The sequence below is a fragment of the Haloferax sulfurifontis ATCC BAA-897 genome (genome assembly GCF_000337835.1).
Lineage (GTDB): Archaea > Halobacteriota > Halobacteria > Halobacteriales > Haloferacaceae > Haloferax > Haloferax denitrificans.
Map to the genome: position 1 here is coordinate 320,103 of NZ_AOLM01000008.1, position 17,460 is coordinate 337,562.

Sequence of the window (17,460 nt, forward strand, 5' to 3'; positions counted from 1 at the left end):
GGCGACGACGACGAACCCTGCCGAACCGGCGCTCACCACGACGTGATTTCGACGTCGCGCAGGGGTCGTTCGAGGGGAACGCTCACCTGCCCGCCCGTGTACTCGGAGACGTACAGCGCGACGATAATCTCCAGCGACCGCGTCGCCTCCTCGCCCGTCGATGGGTTCTCCGCGTCGCCGCGGAGCATCGCCTCGATGTGTCTCGCCGCGTTCGGGAACGCGTTGCGGTAGTCTTCGTCCCAGGTCCACGCACCGTCGATACCGGGGAGGTCGGTCTCGACGTGCTCTCCGTCTTCGAGACGCCAGTACCGCCACTCCCCGTCGTCGTTGTTCATGTACAGTTTCCCCTCGGTGCCGATGAACTGGAGCGTCATCGACGAAATCTCGCGCGGGATGGTACAGTCGACGGTGACGAACGTGTCGTCGTCCATGACGACGAATCCCCCACCGCCAGCGTCGTCGACGTCGGCCGCCGCGTCGAGCGAGTCGACGGCCTCGTTCTCCCCGTTGATGTAGCCGGCGACCCGGTCGGCGCGGGCGTCGAGCAGGTAGACCAGCGTGTCGAGGAGGTGGGTGGAGTTACGCATGAGTTCCATACGGAACTGCGTCGCCACCGAGCGGACGTCGCCGAGAAGTCCGTCTTCGACGAGGTGGTCGCGTAGGCGGCGAAGCTTGTCGGTGAACCGAAACGAGTGGTTCACGACGAGTTCGGTGTCCGTCTCGTCGCAGACGGCGACCATCTCCTCCGCGTCGGAGACGGCCGACGCGATCGGTTTTTCACACCAGATGGCCTCGGGGTCGGCCGCCGAGCGGGCCGCGTCGATGACGTGGTCGGCGTGGAGGTACGAGGGCGTACAGACGGAGACCACGTCGAGGTCTTCGTTCGCCAGCATAGCTTCGTGACCGAGGTACCGCCCTTCCTCGGGGACGTCCCACGCCTCGCCGAAGCGGTCGAGTTTCGCCTCGTCGACGTCGGCTACCGCGACGAGTTCGATGTCCTCGGTCTCGTCGTACCCCCCGGCGTGACTCGCACGCACTTTCGCTTTCCCGATCTGCGACTCGTCGTGCATCCCGAGGATTCTCATGCCAGCGATGCCCCCGGTTCCGATGATTCCGGCCCTGTAGGTCATGATTACTCGTAGCTGTGGACACTGCCGGTCGCGTTCGCTTCGACGTACTCCCAGTCGTAGTCGACGCCGAGGCCCGGCCCGTCCGGGACGGGAACGGTTCCGCGTTCGTCGATGGTATCGAACATATCCGAGTAGTCACCGCGGTAGACAGGGGGCTGGGTGTTGTTTGCGAGCGGGTGGACGAGCGCGAGTTCGTAGTAGTTCGCGTTCCGGGCGGCCGCCATGCACTGTCTCTGTGCGGGGCCGGGCGCGTGGAACTCCACGTCGAGGCCGAAGCCCTCGGCGACGCGGACGATTTTCATCGCGCCGGTGATACCGCCGTCGTACTCGGGGTCCGCGCGGACGAAGTCGGTCGCCCCGCTGGCGACGAAGTCGGTGTGCGGTTCGAGCCCGCGGACGTGCTCGGTCTGGAGGAGCGGCGTGTCGATGAGTTCGCGGAGCTTCTGGTGGCCGTGCTGGGAGATGCCGCCGTCCCGATAGGGGTCTTCGAGCCAGAGGTAGTCGTACTCGTCGCACGCGCGGCCGACTTTCAACGCGTCGGCGAACGTCGCCAGTTCGCACGCGGGGTCGACCATCAGGTCCATCTCGTCGCCGACGCGTTCGCCCACCGCCCGGACCGTCTCGACCTCTCGGCGCACGTCCCGTGCGTCGTCGCCCCCGCCCCAGCCGTGAATCTTGAACCCGGGGAACCCGGCGTCGCGACACTCCTCGGCGAAGTCGGCGTAGGCCTCGGGGGAGTCGAGACCGCCCGCATCGTCGCCGTGATACGTCGACGCGTACGTGGGAAGCCGTGTCCGGTACGTCCCGAGGAGTTCGTGGATTGGCGCGTCGTAGTACTTCCCGGCGAAGTCCCACAGCGCGATGTCGACCGGGCCGATTCCCATCCGGTCGTACTTCCGGAGCGCCCGCTTTATCTCGCTCCAGTGACGCTCTCGTTCGAGGGGGTTCTTCCCGACGAGGTAGTCCGCGAACGTGTTAATCTGCGCCGCGCCCGGCGAGTTCCCACCGATGTACTCGCCGGTGATTCCCTCGTCGGTGTGAATCTGTAACGCGAACAGTTTCCGCTCGGTCGTTTCTCCGGGGTCGTAGACGAGATTGAACCCGTGTCCGTCCGTCCCGACGTCGTCGAGCGTGTAACTGAACTCTGTCGACTCTATCTTCGTGATAGTCGGTGCCATACGTCGGCTCACACAGGGGCACCTAATAAATGCTCTCACGTCACCGGCTCCCGGTCTCCCGAAATGCACCGTGCGTTCGCCTTCTGAGAGAACGACGCTCGAACCGCACGACTTCGGTGAGCCGTCGACACCGGTCGGCGGCCGATGACCGCCCCCGCGACCGCGGAATCAGATGGTCCCAGCGCCCGCCCTGCCGAATCCGTCTCACGGCTCCTGTTTACTATCGTCGCACAGAATCACGATTCGTTCTTCTGAGGCGGTTCTACGTGGCTTGAGCGGCGTTCCAAATTCTCCTTTACAGTTCTATGAGTGTAATCTACAACTTTGAGGCAATTATTGCGAGGGCAGTCCAAGTCCATGAACGATTGCACTGTGTGCTTCGAGTTTATAATTATAGTTCATGGTCGGGTCGCGAAGAAACCCACTGAACGTACACATATTTTGGTCTCGCAATCGGCGCGTCGCCGTCAATCTCACTCAGACGTCGACGATTCTCACGTTCACCATGGATAAACGGACGTTGGCAGGACCGATGAAGACGGTTCCGTGGGGGCGACTCCGAATCGCCGTTCGACCGAGTCCAACGCGTCTTTTCGAGTAACGACTAGCGGAGCCGTCCGGCGGTTTTCGGCGGACCGTCGACTGACCGAATCAACGGCGTTCGATTCCACGGCCGGCCCCTGTTCGATACTGTCGCACGAATTTCGCGAACGGGTATGGGTGCGGATTTGGCTCCGTGTGGTGCCCGCCGTTTCGTCAACCGGGCCCTCTAGAAGGAGGGCGGGTGGTGCGGGAGATTCTCGCGCTTCGGACGCCAACGAACCGGACAGCGTGTGGTCTCGCCCCCTCGATTCACCTCTCGGTCATTTGGTTGTCGAGGTGAGAGTCGGAGAACAGAACATAGATTTATATACTGTGGTACGTTGCGGCACACTATGGCTCACGATACGAACGCGGAGACGGGCGACTGGCTCGCCCGCGACGAGGCGGCACGAGCGTACGTCGTCGGAGCGACCCGTGCGGTCGAGTCTCTCCTCGCTTCGACCTACGGCCCCCAGGGGTCCACATCGCTCGTGCAGACGGTCGACGGGCAACAGGTGCCCGAGACCGTCGTGACTGCCGACGCGGGTCGACTCCTCGACGCAATCGAACGCGGTGACGGGTTCGTTCACCCGATTGCCGCGCTGTTCGTCGACGGACTCGACTCCGTCCGGCGCGGACTCCACGACGGGACCACGACCGCCGCACTCCTCGCCGCCGGCCTCGTCGACGAGGGCGCGCGACTCGCCGAGACGGGCCTTCACGAGGGCACGCTGACTGTCGGATACGCGATGGCGGCGAACCGTGCGGGCGAGGTGCTCGACGACCTCGCCCGCCCGATATCCCCCACCGACCGCGACCGCCTTCGCGAGGTCGCCGAGACGTCGATGACGACCGACCTCTCGCCGTCCCGTCGAGACGCGTACGCGGACGTCGTCTCGACGGCGGTCGCCGAACTCGCGGGGTCGACAGAGGGACAGTGGTTCGACACCGACGACGTCAGCGTGCGAACGCGCGCAGGTGACGGGGTCGAACTCGTCCGCGGTCACGTCATTCGGCGGCGACCGGGTGCACACGAGACGAGCGAGAAGAGCCGGCTCTCGTTCGACTGGACACCGTCAGTCGAGGGTGTTCTGTCGGACGCCAGAATCGCCGTCCTCGAACGCGACATCGATGTCGAAGCGACGGCGACAAACTTCGGAAGCGGCGGCGCGGCCGTCTCGCTCGGCTCTGCGGGGTCGGTGGCGGCCTACACGGCGGCGCGTACCGACGCGATAGACGACGTTGCGGCGAGCGTGGCCGACCTCGGTGTCGACGTGCTCGTCGTGCGCGCCGAACTCGACGATGCGGTCAAGACCGCGCTCGAATCGCGGGGCGTCGCGGTCGTCGACCGCGCGCAGTACCCGAAATCTGACATCCACCGCGTCGCCCGTGCGACGGGCGCACAGGTCGTCGGCCACGTCTCCGACCTCGACGCCTCGAAGCTCGGACGGGCGGGGCGCGTGACCGAGCGACGAGTCGGTGACGAGAAGTGGACGACCATCGGGGAGTGCGAGGGGTCGGTGTTCACCGTCATCGTCGGGACACCGACCGAACAGGGGCGGACGGCTCACGAGCGACTCGTCGAAGACGCCGTCGAGACGACGGCGATTGCGGCGCTGGACGGACAGGTCCTCCCGGGCGCTGGCGCGGCGCCGCTCGCGGTCGCTCGGGACCTCCGGCGGTTCGCGGGCGGCGTCCGGGGGAAAGAGCAACTCGCAATCGAGGCGTTCGCCGACGTGTGCGAATCGCTCGTGCAGACGCTCGCCCGTAACGCCGGCTACGACCCGCTCGAAGTCGTCGCGGCCGTTCGAACCGCACACGCCGACGCGGCGGCCGACCCGGCACCGGTCGGTCTCGACGTTACACGAGGTGAACCGGCCGACGCGTGGGAACTCGGCGTCGTCGAACCCCGCCGAGTCTTCTCACAGGCGCTCGACAGCGCCGTGGCGACGTCGGAACAGCTCTCGACCATCGACGCCGTCGTCTCGCCCGGTCTCGATTTAGACGAACTCGACCCGCAGATAGAACACGACTAGCTCGAACGCGATTTTCAAACCCCCGCAGAACAGAGGTAGTGACGACCGACCGTTCGGTTACTGCACCGGCGGCGACGGTTCGTCGTCCGCGAGGTTCGACGCGGAAAGCTGGCCGTCGATTCGGATGAGTTGGACCGCGAGGTCGGTCGCCGCGCCGAGGATAGCACGCTGGAGGCGACGGGGTTCGACGACCGGGTCGGCGTCGAGAACGTCCCGAACCTCGCCCGAGAGCGCGTCGACGCCCATCGACGAGCGGCCCTCCGTGTGGGCGACGCGCAGGCGGAGCACGCTCGTCCAACCGTCGAGCCCCGCGCTGGCGGCCAACCCTCGCGGGATCTCCGTGAGCGCGCGAGCGAACCCCTCCATCGCGAGCTGTTCGCGGCTCGCGGTCCCGCGTGCGGCCTCCCGAACCGACCGTTCGAGGTCGATTTCCGTCGCCCCGCCTCCGGGGACGACCCGCTCGTCGGCGAGCGCCTGAAACGTCGCGCTAATCGCGCTCGTTGCACTGGCTTCGAACGCCGAGACCGACCGCGGGTCGGGTGCCCGACACAGGAGCGTGTACATCCGCTCGGCGGTCCCTTCGACGGTGACGAACTCCCGTCCGGCGAGTCGCTCGAACCCCACGTCGGCGGCTCCCATCGTCTCGGGCGTCACGTCTTCGAGCGTGGGGACGACCCGCCCACCGGTGTTGCGAACGAGACGCCGCATGTCGTCGTCGTCGACGCGCTCGATAGCGGTGATTCCCGCGTCCGCCACCCGCGTCTTCACGCGGTCGTTGACTGCGCCCTGCGTCGCGATGAACCGACACCCGGCGTCGGCGGCGTTCGACAGCATCCGTCGGAACTCGTCGCGCTCGTACGCACCGACGTCCGCCCGGTCTTCGAACGACTCCACGTCGAGGGAAATCGACTGTTTGGACGAGTCGGTGGCCCCGCCCAGTCGGGGGACGTCCACCGTCGACGAGAGGAGCGCGACGCCCGCGTCTCGTTGTCGACGGGGCATCGCATCCGAGACCGGTGGCGTCTCGATGACGACGCCGTCGACGAGTTCGGTGTCGCCGACGCCGCCGATTCGCGCGACCACGTCGACGTTCGTCCGACCGCCGTCGACGGAGTCGTCGGCCGCCGCGTTCGTGACGGCGCTCGCGATGGCTTCGCTCACACGTCGGCGAGTGGCCGGGTTCCGCGTCCCCGTGAGTGCGGTCTCCGCAACCCGATCGGCACCGACGAGTGAGAGCGGGCGGGCACGCGCGTCGAGTCGTTCGCTGGCGATGTCGAACGCGTCTCTGTACCCGCGTGCGACGGTCGTCGGGTGAAGTCCCCGTTCGATGAGGTCGTCCGCTTGGCTGAGCAGTGCACCCGTCAACAGCACCATCCGAGTCGAGCCGTCTCCCCACTCGTCACGGAAGTCGGTCGCCGCGTCCCGGAGAAGGGTCGTCGCGGGGTCGTCGAGTTCGAGGCGTTCGAGGAGCAGGGTACTCGAAGCGGTCGTGGTCACACGCCCGCCCGATTCGACGACGAGTTTGTTCGTCCCGAACGGCCCCAGCGTCGTCCCCACGAGGTCGCACACGCGGTCGACGTCGGCGAGGAGCGCGTGCCGTGCGTCGGAGTCCATAATCGTCCTGTCGACGGTCACTCATCATAAGTGTACGGGACTGACACACAATGGCATTCTCGGATTGTATATGATAATTCGGCAATAATGGGGAAACATTTAAGCCCTTCCTGTATGTTGACCTTACCACAATGTCACGTAGTGGCACGGGCAGTGGTGAACGTAGTGAAGACGCCAGCAACGAGACCGACAACCAGCCATCGAGACGACGATTCATGCAGTCGGCGGCGGCCGCGTCGACTGTCGGGGCACTCGGTGCGCTCGCGGGTTGTACTGGTGGCGGCGGAGAGAACACCGACGATAGCGGGTCCGACTCGAACACGGACTCTGGATCAGACTCGAACACGGACTCGGGGTCCGACTCCAGCGGTTCCGAGAGCATTACCATCGACTACCTGAACGCACAGGCGGCCGAGAACTCTTCGATTAAGTCGCACTTCCAGGAGTCGCTCAGCACCTTCGAAGAACAGCAGGGTAACGTGACGGTGAAGATGCAGACGGCGTCCTACGGGGACATTCGGTCGAAGCTCGCCTCGACGGTGTCGAGCGGGAACCCGCCGACGATGGCCGAGTCCGGCGGTGGTGGGCTCCAGTTCTACCTCGACGGGAAGGTGCCCGACCACTCTCCCTTCATCGAGGGGACGGACCGACTCCCCGGAGACTACACGGCGGCGAACCTCGACTCCGCGAAGTACCGCGGTGAGTACTGGTCCGCGGGCGGGATGCGCCACACGAACAGTAACCTCGGAATCAGTCCGAAACTGTTCAGCCAAGTCGGCGTCAGCGACCCAGCCTCGGAGCTCTCGACGTGGAGCGGCTTCCTCGACGCGGTCCGTCGAATCGACGAGCAGACCGACGCCATCGCCTACGAGGAAACCGGCGTCCCCGGCGACCTCGAATCCTACTGGGGGTACGCGCGGACCGCGTACACCGGCGGTACCGACCCGTGGATGCGTCAGAGCGACGACCCGGAGAACCCGACTATCGTCGTCGCCAACGAGGACCACGAAGACCAGGGCAAGACCGACGGCATGATCAAGACCTGCGTCAAGATGGCCCACGAGTTCAGCAGTTCGGAGTCCGCCCAGCGCGGTGACGAGGAGATTCCGTCTCTCATGCTGACCGGCAAGGTCGCGTCGTTCAACTACGCCGTCCCGACGGCGAACCGCTGGCGCGCCATCAAAGAGGACGTCCAGTTCGGCTGGAACGACGGCGAGGGCGACTTCATGCTCCTTCCGCACCCGAAGGTCGACGCCGAGTTCGGTAGCAACTTCGGCATCAGCGAACTGGAGGGCGTCGAGGGCGAACACGGCGGCCACATGTGGGCGCTCGAACAGCAACAGACGCTGTTCAACGCGAGCGACGCGGAACAGAACGCCGCGTGGGACCTCAACATGTTCCTCCTCGGCGACGACGAGTTCGTCCTGCCCGCGTGGGGCGAACACTACGAGTCGCTCCCCGGACTCCAGCCCAAACTGCAGAAGATTCTCGACGAGTACGAACTCGCACAGAGCACCGAGCAGGCCTACAAGAACGCCGACACCTACGGCAAGCAGTACTCGACGACGGGTGCGTCCTGGGACGTCAGAGACACCGACCCGATTCGGTGGACCGACATCAACGAGACGATAAGCGAGGCCATCGCCGGACAGCACTCCATCGAGGAGACGCCGTCGCTCGTCCGCTCGCGCATTCAGGACCGCCTGGCACAGTAGGCCGGAGGGAGGCTCCTCGACAGGGCACCCCAAACGTTTTTATACGATATTATAATACAACGATACCATGTCACAAGAGACCGCACAACACATCAGACAGAAGTATGGGCTAGAGGAGACCACGCTCATGGACCGGGTCCGGGAGAACTGGATTGGCTACCTGTTCATCGTCCCGACGTTCGTGATGTTCACAATCCTGTTTTACTACCCCATCGTCAGAGGTGTCTTCCTGACGTTCACGAACACCCGACTCGGCGAGGCCGGTAGCTTCGTCGGTCTCGAAAACTACTCGTGGCTCCTGACGAACGACCTGTTTCACTTCGCGTTCGGTTGGACGTTGGCCTTCGTCTTCGGGACGACGCTCCTGCAACTGGTCATCGGCCTCGTCGCGGCCCTGCTGTTGAGCGAACTTCGAAGCCGGTGGCGAGACTGGACGAGCGCGATTATCATGTCCCCGTACTTCTCCGCGCCGCTCGCGGGAGGTGTCATCTGGATGTGGTTCCTGAACAGCGACTTCGGGATGCTCCCCATGATAATCTCGGACTTCCTCGGCGTTCAGGCGCCGTCGTTCCTCGCCGACGGGATTTGGCCGTACGTCTCCCTCATCGTCGCCCAGTCGTGGCACGACTACGGGTACGCGGGCATCATCTACGCCGCCGCCATCGTGGGTATTCCCCGCGAGCAGTACGAGGCGGCGGCGCTGGCCGGTGCGGGGCGTCTCCGACGCTTCCGTGACGTGACGCTACCCCACCTCGTCACGCCGACGATTATAATCCTCGCGCTCCGCACCGCGTGGAACGTCGCGGAGTTCGCACAGCCGTTCGAGTTGACCGGCGGTGGACCGGGGACTCGGACGATGTTGATGAGTATCCTCACGTACGAGACCGCGTACGTCAACCTGCAGTTCTCGCGGGCGTACACGCTCGGGATGGCCATGATTCTCGTCTCCATGACGGCGGCCATCTTCTACGTGACCGTCATCAAGGACGAAGAGGAGCTGTACGTCTAACCATGATTAACGAAACTCGCCGCAGTCGATACCTGCTGTACGCCGCTCTCGGAGTCTTCGCGCTCTTCGCGTTGACGCCGTACTTCTGGGTCGTCCGAACGTCGCTTTTGACGAACTTCGCCGCGATTAACCCCGAGACGGGCTACCTCCCGGCGCTGGACGCCCTGACGCTCACAGCGTACACCGACATCTGGAACCAGTTCGACTTCGTGACGTTCTTCCAGAACAGTGTCATCGTGTCGGTATCGGCGACGCTCATCTCGTTGGTGTTCTCGATTCCGGGCGCCTACGCGTTCGCGCGACTGGACTTCCCCGGGCGGAAGCTCCTGTTCTACACCGCCGTGTTCACGATAATGTTCCCGTGGATAGTCATCACCATCCCGGTGTACGAGGTGTTCTACGTCTTCGGACTGATAAACACCCTGCCGGGAATCATCATCGCGCTGTCTATCTTCGTCCTGCCACAGACCATCTGGCTGCTACAGGGCTTTTTCAGACAGGGCATTCCGGAGAACATCGAAGAGGCGGCGCTCATCGACGGGCACACGGAAATCGGTGCGTTCCTCCGCATCGTCCTCCCGCTTTCGGCACCCGCGGTGGGCGCGGCCGCCCTCTTTTCGTTCCTCACGGCGTGGAACAACTTCCTGTGGGTGTTCGTCCTCACGAGCGACGAAGACGTCCGAACCGCAACCGTGGCGATTCACTTCATCCTCGGGAGCGACGTGCTCCGCGAGTGGAACATCCTCATGGCGGCCGTGGTGCTTCTTGTCGCACCCCCGGTCGTCTTCTACGGCCTCTCACAGCGGTACGTCGGAGAAGGCCTCGGAGGTGCCTGAAGCGACGGGGTCCAGTGGCGGCCACCGTCCGCCACTTCGGGGACACGCATAAATAACAGACCGACAAACCAATCACACAGTACGTTACCATGGCACGCGTTGAATTTGACAACATTACGAAAGTATTCGAAGACACGTCCGGCCCAATCATCGCCGTCGAGGAGCTGTCACTCGACATCCCCGACGGTGAGTTCGTCGTCTTCGTCGGCCCGTCGGGTTGCGGGAAGTCGACGACGTTGCGAATGCTCGCCGGACTCGAATCGATTACCGACGGAGAGATTCGCCTCGACGGCGAACCGGTAAACACCGTCTCACCCCGCGACCGCGACATCGCGATGGTGTTCCAGTCGTACGCGCTGTACCCTCACAAGACCGTTCGCGGTAACATGGGGTACGGCCTCAGCCTGAGCACCGACCTCAACGACGAGGAGGTCGATCGTCGAGTCGTCGAGGCCGCGGAGATGATGGGCATCGAGGACCTCTTGGACAAGAAACCCGGCAGTCTCTCGGGCGGCCAGCAACAGCGCGTCGCGACCGGCCGCGCAATCGTCCGCGAACCGGCGGTGTTCCTGTTCGACGAACCCCTCTCCAACCTCGACGCCCAACTCCGCAAACACATGCGGACGGAGCTGTCGCGCATCCACTCCGAACTCGGTATCACGACGATATACGTCACCCACGACCAGGAAGAGGCGATGACGATGGCCGACCGAATCGTCATCCTCAACGACGGACAGCTTCAGCAGGTCGGCTCGCCGAAGGAGGTGTACTACCGCCCGGCGAACACGTTCGTCGCCGACTTCATCGGGAGTCCGAGCATGAACTTCTTCGATGTCGACCTCGAAGTCGCAAGCGACGGGACCGGAACGCTCGTCGGCAACGGGTTCACCTACAACGTCTCCGAGTCGCTCGTCGACCTCGTCGGCGGCGAGGGTGAATACATCCTCAGTATCCGGCCGGAGAACCTCAACGTCGACCCGTCGGCCCCCGACGAACAGTCCTTCGAGGCGACCGTCGACGTCGTCGAGGTCATCGGCTCTGACAACTTCATCTACCTCGACGTCGCGGGCAAAGAGTGCCGCCTCCGCGCCCCGTCCGAAACCGAACCCGAAGAGGGCGACGTCATCACTGTGAGCTTCGACGAAGACGACCTCCATCTGTTCGACCGCAACACCGAAGAAGCGCTGGTCCACGGGCACGAACGGGCGGAATCGGCACCGAAGATGATAGAACAAGAAGCCTGACGAACCGACACCGCTCGAACCGCGCCGGAGCGGCGCCGTCGGCATTTCCGCCCCCGCGGGGGAACGCTTTTGCCCTCACTCGGCGACGTTCGTGTGTGACATACATTATCTCGCTTCTCCCGGGGGACGGTATCGGCGTCGAAGTCATCGAGGCGACGCGGCCGCTCCTCGACGACGCCGCACACGCGGGCGGGTTCGAACTCGAAACGACGCGATACGACTGGGGGAGCGAACGCTACCTCGAATCGGGGTCGATGATGCCGGACGACGCCATCGAGACGCTCGAAACGTACGATGCGATTCTCCTCGGTGCCGTCGGACACCCGGACATCCCGGACCACGTGACGCTCCGCGGGATGATGCTTCCGATTAGAAAGGCGTTTGACCAGCAGGTCTGCAAGCGCCCCTCGGTGCTCTTCGACGGCGTCGAGAGCCCGCTCCGCGGATACGACGGGGGCGATATCGACTTCGTCGTCTACCGGGAGAACACCGAAGGCGAGTACGCCGATGCGGGTGGTCACGAACATCGGGGCTACCCGCACGAAGTCGCGGTGCAGACGGCCGTCTACACCCGCCAAGGGACCGAGACAATCGTCCGTGCGGCGTTCGAGGCGGCCCGGTCGCGCGAGGGCCGGCTGACGAACGTGACGAAGTCGAACGCACAGGCACACGGGATGGTGTTCTGGGACGAAATCGTCGAGGAGGTCTCGTCCGACTATCCCGACGTGACCGTCGAACGCCTGCTCGTCGACGCGGCGTCGATGGACCTCGTCCGTCGACCGGACGAGTTCGACGTGCTCGTGGCGTCGAATCTCTTCGGCGACATCCTCACCGACATCGGCGCCATCGTCAGCGGGAGCATGGGGATGGCCCCCTCGGCGAACATCAACGTCGAGGGTCACTCCCCGTCGATGTTCGAGCCGGTCCACGGGAGCGCCCCGGACATCGCGGGGCGGGGAATCGCCAACCCACTCGCGACTGTCCTCTCGGTTTCGATGCTCTTCGACCACCTCGGCGAGAGCGAGGTCGCCCGTGACATCTGGCGCGCGGTCGAGTCGCAACTCGCCGACGCCGACGCACCGCGAACCCCCGACCTCGGTGGGTCAGCCACCACCGAAGCGGTCGTCGAAGACATCAGAACGCGCCTCTAATCGTCCGATGCGCCGCCTCACCGGGAACCGCGATGACGACGCGCGTCGGTTCTCGGCGCGACTGCGCCGTCTCGACGCGGAGACGCTCGCCCGACTCGTGTCTGACCTCTGGGTCGAACGCGGCCGGTCCGTGACGCGGGAGGGGACCACCGTCGCTGTCGACGACGGGCGCACCACGCGTCGCCTCGTGGTGTGTCACCGCCCTCCGCCGACGGTCGCCGGCGATGTCGTCGTCACGTCCCGACTGTCCGATGACCCGGACGTCGTTGACGCGGCCGAGGTGCTCGATGTCGTTCGGTACGCGGTCGACAGAGAGCGCTCGGCCGAGATACTCGTGGACTATCTCGGTCCCTCGGCGGACCGGTTTTGCTCGCCGCGATTCGGTTCCGCAGACGAAGCGCGCGGCATCGACTGGTGGCCGACGCCCACGAGCGGTGCGGTCGTCGCAGTCGTGGTAGTACTCCTCTTCGCGAGCGTCGGCGCGGTCCTCACTCATGGCGGTTTGCCATCGGTCGCGGATTCGCCCGCCGCTGCGACGAGCGACCAGCGCGAAGGGGGAGCCGCGGCGACAACGGGGCAACCGAAGTCCCAAACCGGCGCCCAAGGTAGTGAAAACGGCGCCGAGAACGCGCCTTCCGACGTCGAGTCAATCTCGTACTCGGCCCTCGGGTGTCCCATTCCACCGAGAGACGTTCGCCCAGCAGAACTCGCCCCGGCCGTCGTGCCGGGGGCGAGCGCCGGGGGACTCGACGGGTGGACGCAAGCTCCGGCGACGTCCGACCCGACCACCGAACCGGACCGACTCAGCGACCCGACTGCACGGCACGCGGTGACGTACGTGCCGCCGTCCGGTCACAAGCTGACGCTCGGAATCAGTCTGTGGCCGTCGCGTCGAGCCGCGCAGTCGGTTGCATCGGCGTTTGCACCGCGCAACGAGACGGCCACACGGTGGGGTCAGTACACGCTCATCGTCGGGGGCACCACGCCGAACGGTGAACTCCTCGGGAGAAACCAGACGATCGTCTGGTCCCGCCCGCTCCTCTCGGAGGTGCGGTCCCCGTCGGGGAGTCGGCTGGGGTACCGGTGTGTCGACTCGTTGCTCGACGAATCCGCGCCATCGACGGCCGCGAAACCCGACCACTCCGTGAAAGGTTTATGGTCGAAGAAACCAGACGAACGAACATGACACACGGACCGGACGCGGTTCACGCTCTCGTCGAGGAGTCGGGCTGGGAGTACCCCGTCTCAGTTCGCCGGATAGAGCGCGAGCACGCGTTGGCGAACGTGCAGGTGGACGCTGACGGGAACTCCATCATGCTCGCAGAGCTACTCGGAGACGCCGAGGTGGACCGATTCGAGAGTTACGAGGACCTCGTCACCAAACTCGGGCCGGTGTTCGAAGCCGAGAGTAAGCGGCGGAAAGTCGGGTTCTTCGGTCGCCTCAAACAGACGTTCCTCGGGGGGTGATGAGATGAACAAACTCCGCGCGTTCGTCGTCGGTGGCTGTCTGACGCTCTCTGTCGCGCTCGCCTTCGTGGGCCTCCACTACGGCCTCGGTCCCGCTTCGAGAGACGGGTACGTCACGGCGCTCGCCGCCGTCGCCCTCCTCCCGACGATTCCGCTGGTAGCCGCACACGCGAAGTTCGCGTTCCGACGGCTCGCCGAGTACCGACGGAACGGCTCCGGGCTCAGTTTCGAGCGCGACTCTATCTTCGTCTCTGCGGACTCCGTGAGCGACGCCGAGCAGACGCTCAGCGACATCGAAGCGGCCGTCGAAGCGGCGGACGAGTACGACGAGTGTCGCCGCGACAGATTCGGTGAGGGTCGCGGCCTCAACGTTCGTCACACCGGGTTCCACAACTCGTTCGTTCGCGTCGCCGGCGACGGCCGCCTCGTCGTGACGGGAGCGTCGCAGAACACGCACTCGCTGGCGGCGCTCGTCGAGCGCGTCGCGTCGCTGACGATGGAGCGGACGCGAATGCACCCCTTCTTCGCACGCAAGCCAGTTCGAGGAGCGCCCAGAGCGTTCCTCGGGCTCGTCCTCGTCGTGGTGTTCGTCTTCGGTGCCGGCGGTGTCGTGGGGGCGGCCTATCCGGCCGACGCGTACAGCGCGCCGGAACGGGTCGTCCTCGTCGGCTACGATACGCGCGCGGTGGCAACCCCCGGATACGACGCGACCGACGCCACGCTCGACAAGGCCGCGTTCCTCGTCGACTCACTCGGCGAAGAGGCGGTCGAAATCGGCTGGGACCGCGACGACGCGGACAAGCTCACCACCCACGGGCGACAGGCGGTCTTCCTCTCCGAGACAGTATCGACACAGCTCGGCGCGGTCCGGGAAGACGCGTCGGCGACGGGCGAGCGCGAACGCGTCGCCGCGATCGAAGCAGACCTGCACGCCGCGGAGTGCCGGGTCGCCGCGAAGATAACCAGCCGCGTCGAGTCGGGGAACGTCGCGGGAGACGCGAGCGCCCTCGTCAGTGCGGGCGAGTCGCTCCGAGCGAGCGCGGCAGACGCCGGCTACGCCTGTGCGACTGAGGCGTGAGGCGACCGCTGGACCCCCCGAGTATTGCGAAGCTATACCTGCTCGAAATCCGAGAGTGCTCACATGGTCGAACACGATGGGCTGAAACGCGCCGGCCAGTCGCCGGACCAACTGATCGGAACGTGGGCCGTGATTCCCCACCCGAGCACCGCGGAGCTACTCGCCGGCGTCGGATACGATTTCGTCGTCTTGGACGCGGAACACACCCCGATGTCGTACGAGACGATGGAGAACATGGTCCGCGCGGTCGACGCGGCACCGGGTGAGACGGAAACTCTCGTCCGGGTGCCGGACGACGACCCCGCGACGCTGAAACGGACGCTCGACCTCGACCCGACCGGGGTGCTCGTTCCCATGGTCGAGACGGCGGAACAGGCCGCGGCCGTCGTCGACGCCAGTCGCTATCCGCCGACGGGAACGCGAGGGCTCGGCCTCGGCCGCGCGACGGGGTACGGACGCGCGCTCGGCGAGCACGTCGAGTCCGCGGAGGAGACCGTCGTGAGGTACGTTCAACTGGAGTCCGAGCGCGCGGTCGCGAACGCCGAAGCCATCGCGGCGGTCGATGGAATCGACGGCGTGTTCATCGGACCGGTCGACCTCTCGATGTCGATGGACCGCTTCGGAGAGTGGGACGACGGAGACTTCCTCGAAGCGGTCGACCGCGTTGTCGAGGCCGCGTCCAACGCCGGGGTGGCGGTCGGGACCCTTGCGACCGACGCCGACCAGCGGGCGACCCGCCTCGACTGGGGGGTCGACTACCTGGTCGCCGGCGTCGACGCGCTCCACCTCTCCGACGGTGCCGTCGAGGCTTTGGACCACAGTACCACTCTGAGCGAGTGACACTGCGACGGCGCGCCCGCCGTTCGGTCGCCCCGACACTCTCCCCTCGGTCTGCGACGCTGTCGCGTAGCTCCTCGGACGGATTTCGCATCGCCTCCGAGTCGCTGTCGAGCCCACGGTGACCGGAGAATGTGAGGGTGCGAACGCCGTCAGCGATACGCGGCGACGCTCGTCTCGACGAGCGACGAAATCTCGCCGCGGGCAGTCTTGTCGAGGCCGACGAGCGGGGGTCTGACCTCGGCCGTTTCGAGGACGCCGCGGGCACGGAGCGCCGCCTTCGTCGCCGGCGCGAAGCCGTGTTCGACGCACTGTTGGAACAGCGGTGCGATGTGTCGCTCGTGGATTCGGCGCGCCTCGGCGACGTCGCCGCGGTCGGCCGCGGTCGCGGCGGCGACGAACGCTTCGGGGACGACGTTCGAGAGCGCGTTGACGCCCCCGGTCGCGCCCAGCACGAGCCCCGGGACGAGGTGGCTGTCGAACCCCTCGAACAGTTGGAACGCGTCGGGAGTCCGTCGAAGGAGCTCCGAGAAGTAGTTCAAATCGCCGCTCGAATCCTTCAGACCGCGGATAGCGCCGTGCTCGGCGAGGTCGACGACGGCGTCCGCGCCGAGCGACCGGCCGACACAGGCGGGGATGTTGTAGAGGTACAGCGGGAGTGCGCTCTCGTCGGCGACCGACTCGACGAACGCGACGTCACCGGAGGGGTCGTTCGACCCGTGGAAATACGGGAGCGTGATGAGCGCGGCGTCTGCGCCGACCTCGGCCGCGACGTCGATTCGGTCGACGGTCGCCGCGACGCTCGTCGCCGCGGTGCCCGCCATCACAGGCCTGCCGGCGGCCCGTTCGACCGTGGTTTCGAGGACCGCCCGGGACTCGGCGTCGTCGAGACTCGCGAACTCGCCTGTCGTCCCGCACGGGACGAGTCCGTCGACGCCGCCATCGACGACGTGGTCGACGAGCGCTCCGAGCGCTTCGTGGTCGACCGTACCCCCGTCGAACGGCGTGACGAGCGGGCAGTGTACACCATCGAACCGTCGTGCTCCGTCTGTCATCGTCTCGTACTCCCGCCGGTGGCAGTTATATGTTCTCACGACTCGGCGCGAGGCGTCAAGATTTATGTACACATGAGAATACATGGCACACGATGACGATACTGGCAGCAGTCGATGGCGAGCAGAAACCGGACCGCGTCGTGACGATTGGCGAAGACCTCGCGAACGCGTACGACGACCAACTCGTCGTCGTCAACGTCCTCAACCAGAAAGAGTTCGAAGAGCGAGACGACGTCCACCAAGCGGGGTATACGGTCGAGGACGGCCAGAAAGATGCCGAATCGGTGGCTCGGTCCGTCGTCAAAGCGACGACTGACCGGCCGGGACACGTCGAGACGCGCGGCCTCGTCGGTGAAGTCGTCGACGAACTGCTGGGCGAGACGGAGCGGCTAGACGCGTCGTATCTCGTCATCGGCGGGAGAAAGCGAACGGCGGTGGGGAAGGCGCTGTTCGGCAGTACGACCCAGTCGGTCCTCCTGAGCGCGGACGTCCCCGTCGTCGCGGTCATGGACGAAAAGTGAACACGGG

At 65.5% G+C, this 17,460-nt stretch carries 15 protein-coding genes; 10 read left to right on the forward strand and 5 right to left on the reverse strand.

Annotation, left to right across the window (positions count from 1 at the left end; genetic code table 11):
- Window positions 1-32: 32 nt before the first annotated feature.
- Both C441_RS05980 and C441_RS05985 read right to left on the reverse strand, forming a co-directional pair.
- Window positions 33-1,130: a Gfo/Idh/MocA family protein gene (locus tag C441_RS05980; RefSeq protein WP_007274303.1), complete on the reverse strand. Its 1,098-nt coding sequence runs from the start codon at window positions 1,128-1,130 to the stop codon at window positions 33-35.
- Window positions 1,131-1,132: 2 nt separating this feature from the next.
- Complete coding sequence (locus C441_RS05985) at window positions 1,133-2,308, reverse strand: enolase C-terminal domain-like protein (protein ID WP_007274304.1); 1,176 nt, start codon at window positions 2,306-2,308, stop codon at window positions 1,133-1,135.
- Between the two features lie 935 nt (window positions 2,309-3,243).
- Here C441_RS05985 and C441_RS05990 point away from each other — a divergent pair.
- Complete coding sequence (locus C441_RS05990) at window positions 3,244-4,926, forward strand: TCP-1/cpn60 chaperonin family protein (RefSeq protein WP_007274305.1); 1,683 nt, start codon at window positions 3,244-3,246, stop codon at window positions 4,924-4,926.
- Between the two features lie 57 nt (window positions 4,927-4,983).
- Here C441_RS05990 and C441_RS05995 read toward each other — a convergent pair whose 3' ends face one another.
- Window positions 4,984-6,540 (reverse strand): TCP-1/cpn60 chaperonin family protein, encoded by a 1,557-nt coding sequence (locus C441_RS05995; RefSeq protein ID WP_007274306.1) that lies wholly within the window; start codon window positions 6,538-6,540, stop codon window positions 4,984-4,986.
- A 131-nt stretch (window positions 6,541-6,671) separates the two neighbouring features.
- Here C441_RS05995 and C441_RS06000 point away from each other — a divergent pair, with 131 nt between their 5' ends.
- The 5 genes from C441_RS06000 to C441_RS06020 all read left to right on the forward strand — a co-directional run bounded on the left by C441_RS06000 (window position 6,672) and on the right by C441_RS06020 (window position 12,495).
- A complete protein-coding gene (locus C441_RS06000; protein WP_229722648.1) occupies window positions 6,672-8,255 on the forward strand; it encodes an ABC transporter substrate-binding protein in 1,584 nt (527 codons plus the stop codon).
- A gap of 67 nt (window positions 8,256-8,322) precedes the next feature.
- On the forward strand, window positions 8,323-9,264 hold the full coding sequence (locus tag C441_RS06005; protein WP_239640662.1) for a carbohydrate ABC transporter permease: 942 nt from the start codon (window positions 8,323-8,325) through the stop codon (window positions 9,262-9,264).
- A 2-nt stretch (window positions 9,265-9,266) separates the two neighbouring features.
- Complete coding sequence (locus C441_RS06010; RefSeq protein ID WP_004968622.1) at window positions 9,267-10,100, forward strand: carbohydrate ABC transporter permease; 834 nt, start codon at window positions 9,267-9,269, stop codon at window positions 10,098-10,100.
- Between the two features lie 89 nt (window positions 10,101-10,189).
- On the forward strand, window positions 10,190-11,344 hold the full coding sequence (locus C441_RS06015; protein WP_007274307.1) for an ABC transporter ATP-binding protein: 1,155 nt from the start codon (window positions 10,190-10,192) through the stop codon (window positions 11,342-11,344).
- Between the two features lie 95 nt (window positions 11,345-11,439).
- Window positions 11,440-12,495, forward strand: coding sequence for an isocitrate/isopropylmalate dehydrogenase family protein (locus tag C441_RS06020; RefSeq protein ID WP_007274308.1), 1,056 nt, complete (start codon window positions 11,440-11,442; stop codon window positions 12,493-12,495).
- On the opposite strand, the gene C441_RS19500 is transcribed toward C441_RS06020, so the two are convergent.
- The gene (locus C441_RS19500; RefSeq protein WP_152420713.1) at window positions 12,479-12,991 is read right to left on the reverse strand and encodes a hypothetical protein; all 513 of its coding nucleotides are present in this window, start codon (window positions 12,989-12,991) and stop codon (window positions 12,479-12,481) included. The two genes, C441_RS06020 and C441_RS19500, sit on opposite strands and share 17 nt — an antisense overlap.
- Before the next feature lie 686 nt (window positions 12,992-13,677).
- On the opposite strand from C441_RS19500, the gene C441_RS06030 reads away from it, so the two are divergent.
- The 3 genes from C441_RS06030 to C441_RS06040 all read left to right on the forward strand — a co-directional run bounded on the left by C441_RS06030 (window position 13,678) and on the right by C441_RS06040 (window position 15,880).
- A complete protein-coding gene (locus tag C441_RS06030) occupies window positions 13,678-13,962 on the forward strand; it encodes a hypothetical protein (RefSeq protein WP_007274310.1) in 285 nt (94 codons plus the stop codon).
- Window positions 13,963-13,966: 4 nt separating this feature from the next.
- Window positions 13,967-15,040 (forward strand): hypothetical protein, encoded by a 1,074-nt coding sequence (locus C441_RS06035; protein ID WP_007274311.1) that lies wholly within the window; start codon window positions 13,967-13,969, stop codon window positions 15,038-15,040.
- 63 nt (window positions 15,041-15,103) lie between these two features.
- Window positions 15,104-15,880, forward strand: coding sequence for an HpcH/HpaI aldolase family protein (locus tag C441_RS06040; protein ID WP_007274312.1), 777 nt, complete (start codon window positions 15,104-15,106; stop codon window positions 15,878-15,880).
- Between the two features lie 149 nt (window positions 15,881-16,029).
- On the opposite strand, the gene C441_RS06045 is transcribed toward C441_RS06040, so the two are convergent.
- On the reverse strand, window positions 16,030-16,932 hold the full coding sequence (locus C441_RS06045) for a dihydrodipicolinate synthase family protein (RefSeq protein WP_007274313.1): 903 nt from the start codon (window positions 16,930-16,932) through the stop codon (window positions 16,030-16,032).
- Between the two features lie 92 nt (window positions 16,933-17,024).
- Here C441_RS06045 and C441_RS06050 point away from each other — a divergent pair, with 92 nt between their 5' ends.
- Window positions 17,025-17,453 (forward strand): universal stress protein, encoded by a 429-nt coding sequence (locus C441_RS06050; protein ID WP_004968630.1) that lies wholly within the window; start codon window positions 17,025-17,027, stop codon window positions 17,451-17,453.
- Window positions 17,454-17,460: the final 7 nt, after the last annotated feature.

What these genes read in the sequence shown, in the direction of transcription:
- C441_RS05980 (WP_007274303.1), bottom strand. Translation starts at nt 1,130, where the DNA reads ATGACCTACAGGGCCGGAATCATCGGAACCGGGGGCATCGCTGGCATG.
- C441_RS19500 (WP_152420713.1), bottom strand. Translation starts at nt 12,991, where the DNA reads ATGAGTGAGGACCGCGCCGACGCTCGCGAAGAGGAGTACTACCACGAC.
- C441_RS05990 (WP_007274305.1), top strand. Translation starts at nt 3,244, where the DNA reads ATGGCTCACGATACGAACGCGGAGACGGGCGACTGGCTCGCCCGCGAC.
- C441_RS06035 (WP_007274311.1), top strand. Translation starts at nt 13,967, where the DNA reads ATGAACAAACTCCGCGCGTTCGTCGTCGGTGGCTGTCTGACGCTCTCT.
- C441_RS06045 (WP_007274313.1), bottom strand. Translation starts at nt 16,932, where the DNA reads ATGACAGACGGAGCACGACGGTTCGATGGTGTACACTGCCCGCTCGTC.
- C441_RS06050 (WP_004968630.1), top strand. Translation starts at nt 17,025, where the DNA reads ATGACGATACTGGCAGCAGTCGATGGCGAGCAGAAACCGGACCGCGTC.
- C441_RS05985 (WP_007274304.1), bottom strand. Translation starts at nt 2,308, where the DNA reads ATGGCACCGACTATCACGAAGATAGAGTCGACAGAGTTCAGTTACACG.
- C441_RS06015 (WP_007274307.1), top strand. Translation starts at nt 10,190, where the DNA reads ATGGCACGCGTTGAATTTGACAACATTACGAAAGTATTCGAAGACACG.
- C441_RS05995 (WP_007274306.1), bottom strand. Translation starts at nt 6,540, where the DNA reads ATGGACTCCGACGCACGGCACGCGCTCCTCGCCGACGTCGACCGCGTG.
- C441_RS06030 (WP_007274310.1), top strand. Translation starts at nt 13,678, where the DNA reads ATGACACACGGACCGGACGCGGTTCACGCTCTCGTCGAGGAGTCGGGC.
- C441_RS06005 (WP_239640662.1), top strand. Translation starts at nt 8,323, where the DNA reads ATGTCACAAGAGACCGCACAACACATCAGACAGAAGTATGGGCTAGAG.
- C441_RS06040 (WP_007274312.1), top strand. Translation starts at nt 15,104, where the DNA reads ATGGTCGAACACGATGGGCTGAAACGCGCCGGCCAGTCGCCGGACCAA.
- C441_RS06000 (WP_229722648.1), top strand. Translation starts at nt 6,672, where the DNA reads ATGTCACGTAGTGGCACGGGCAGTGGTGAACGTAGTGAAGACGCCAGC.
- C441_RS06010 (WP_004968622.1), top strand. Translation starts at nt 9,267, where the DNA reads ATGATTAACGAAACTCGCCGCAGTCGATACCTGCTGTACGCCGCTCTC.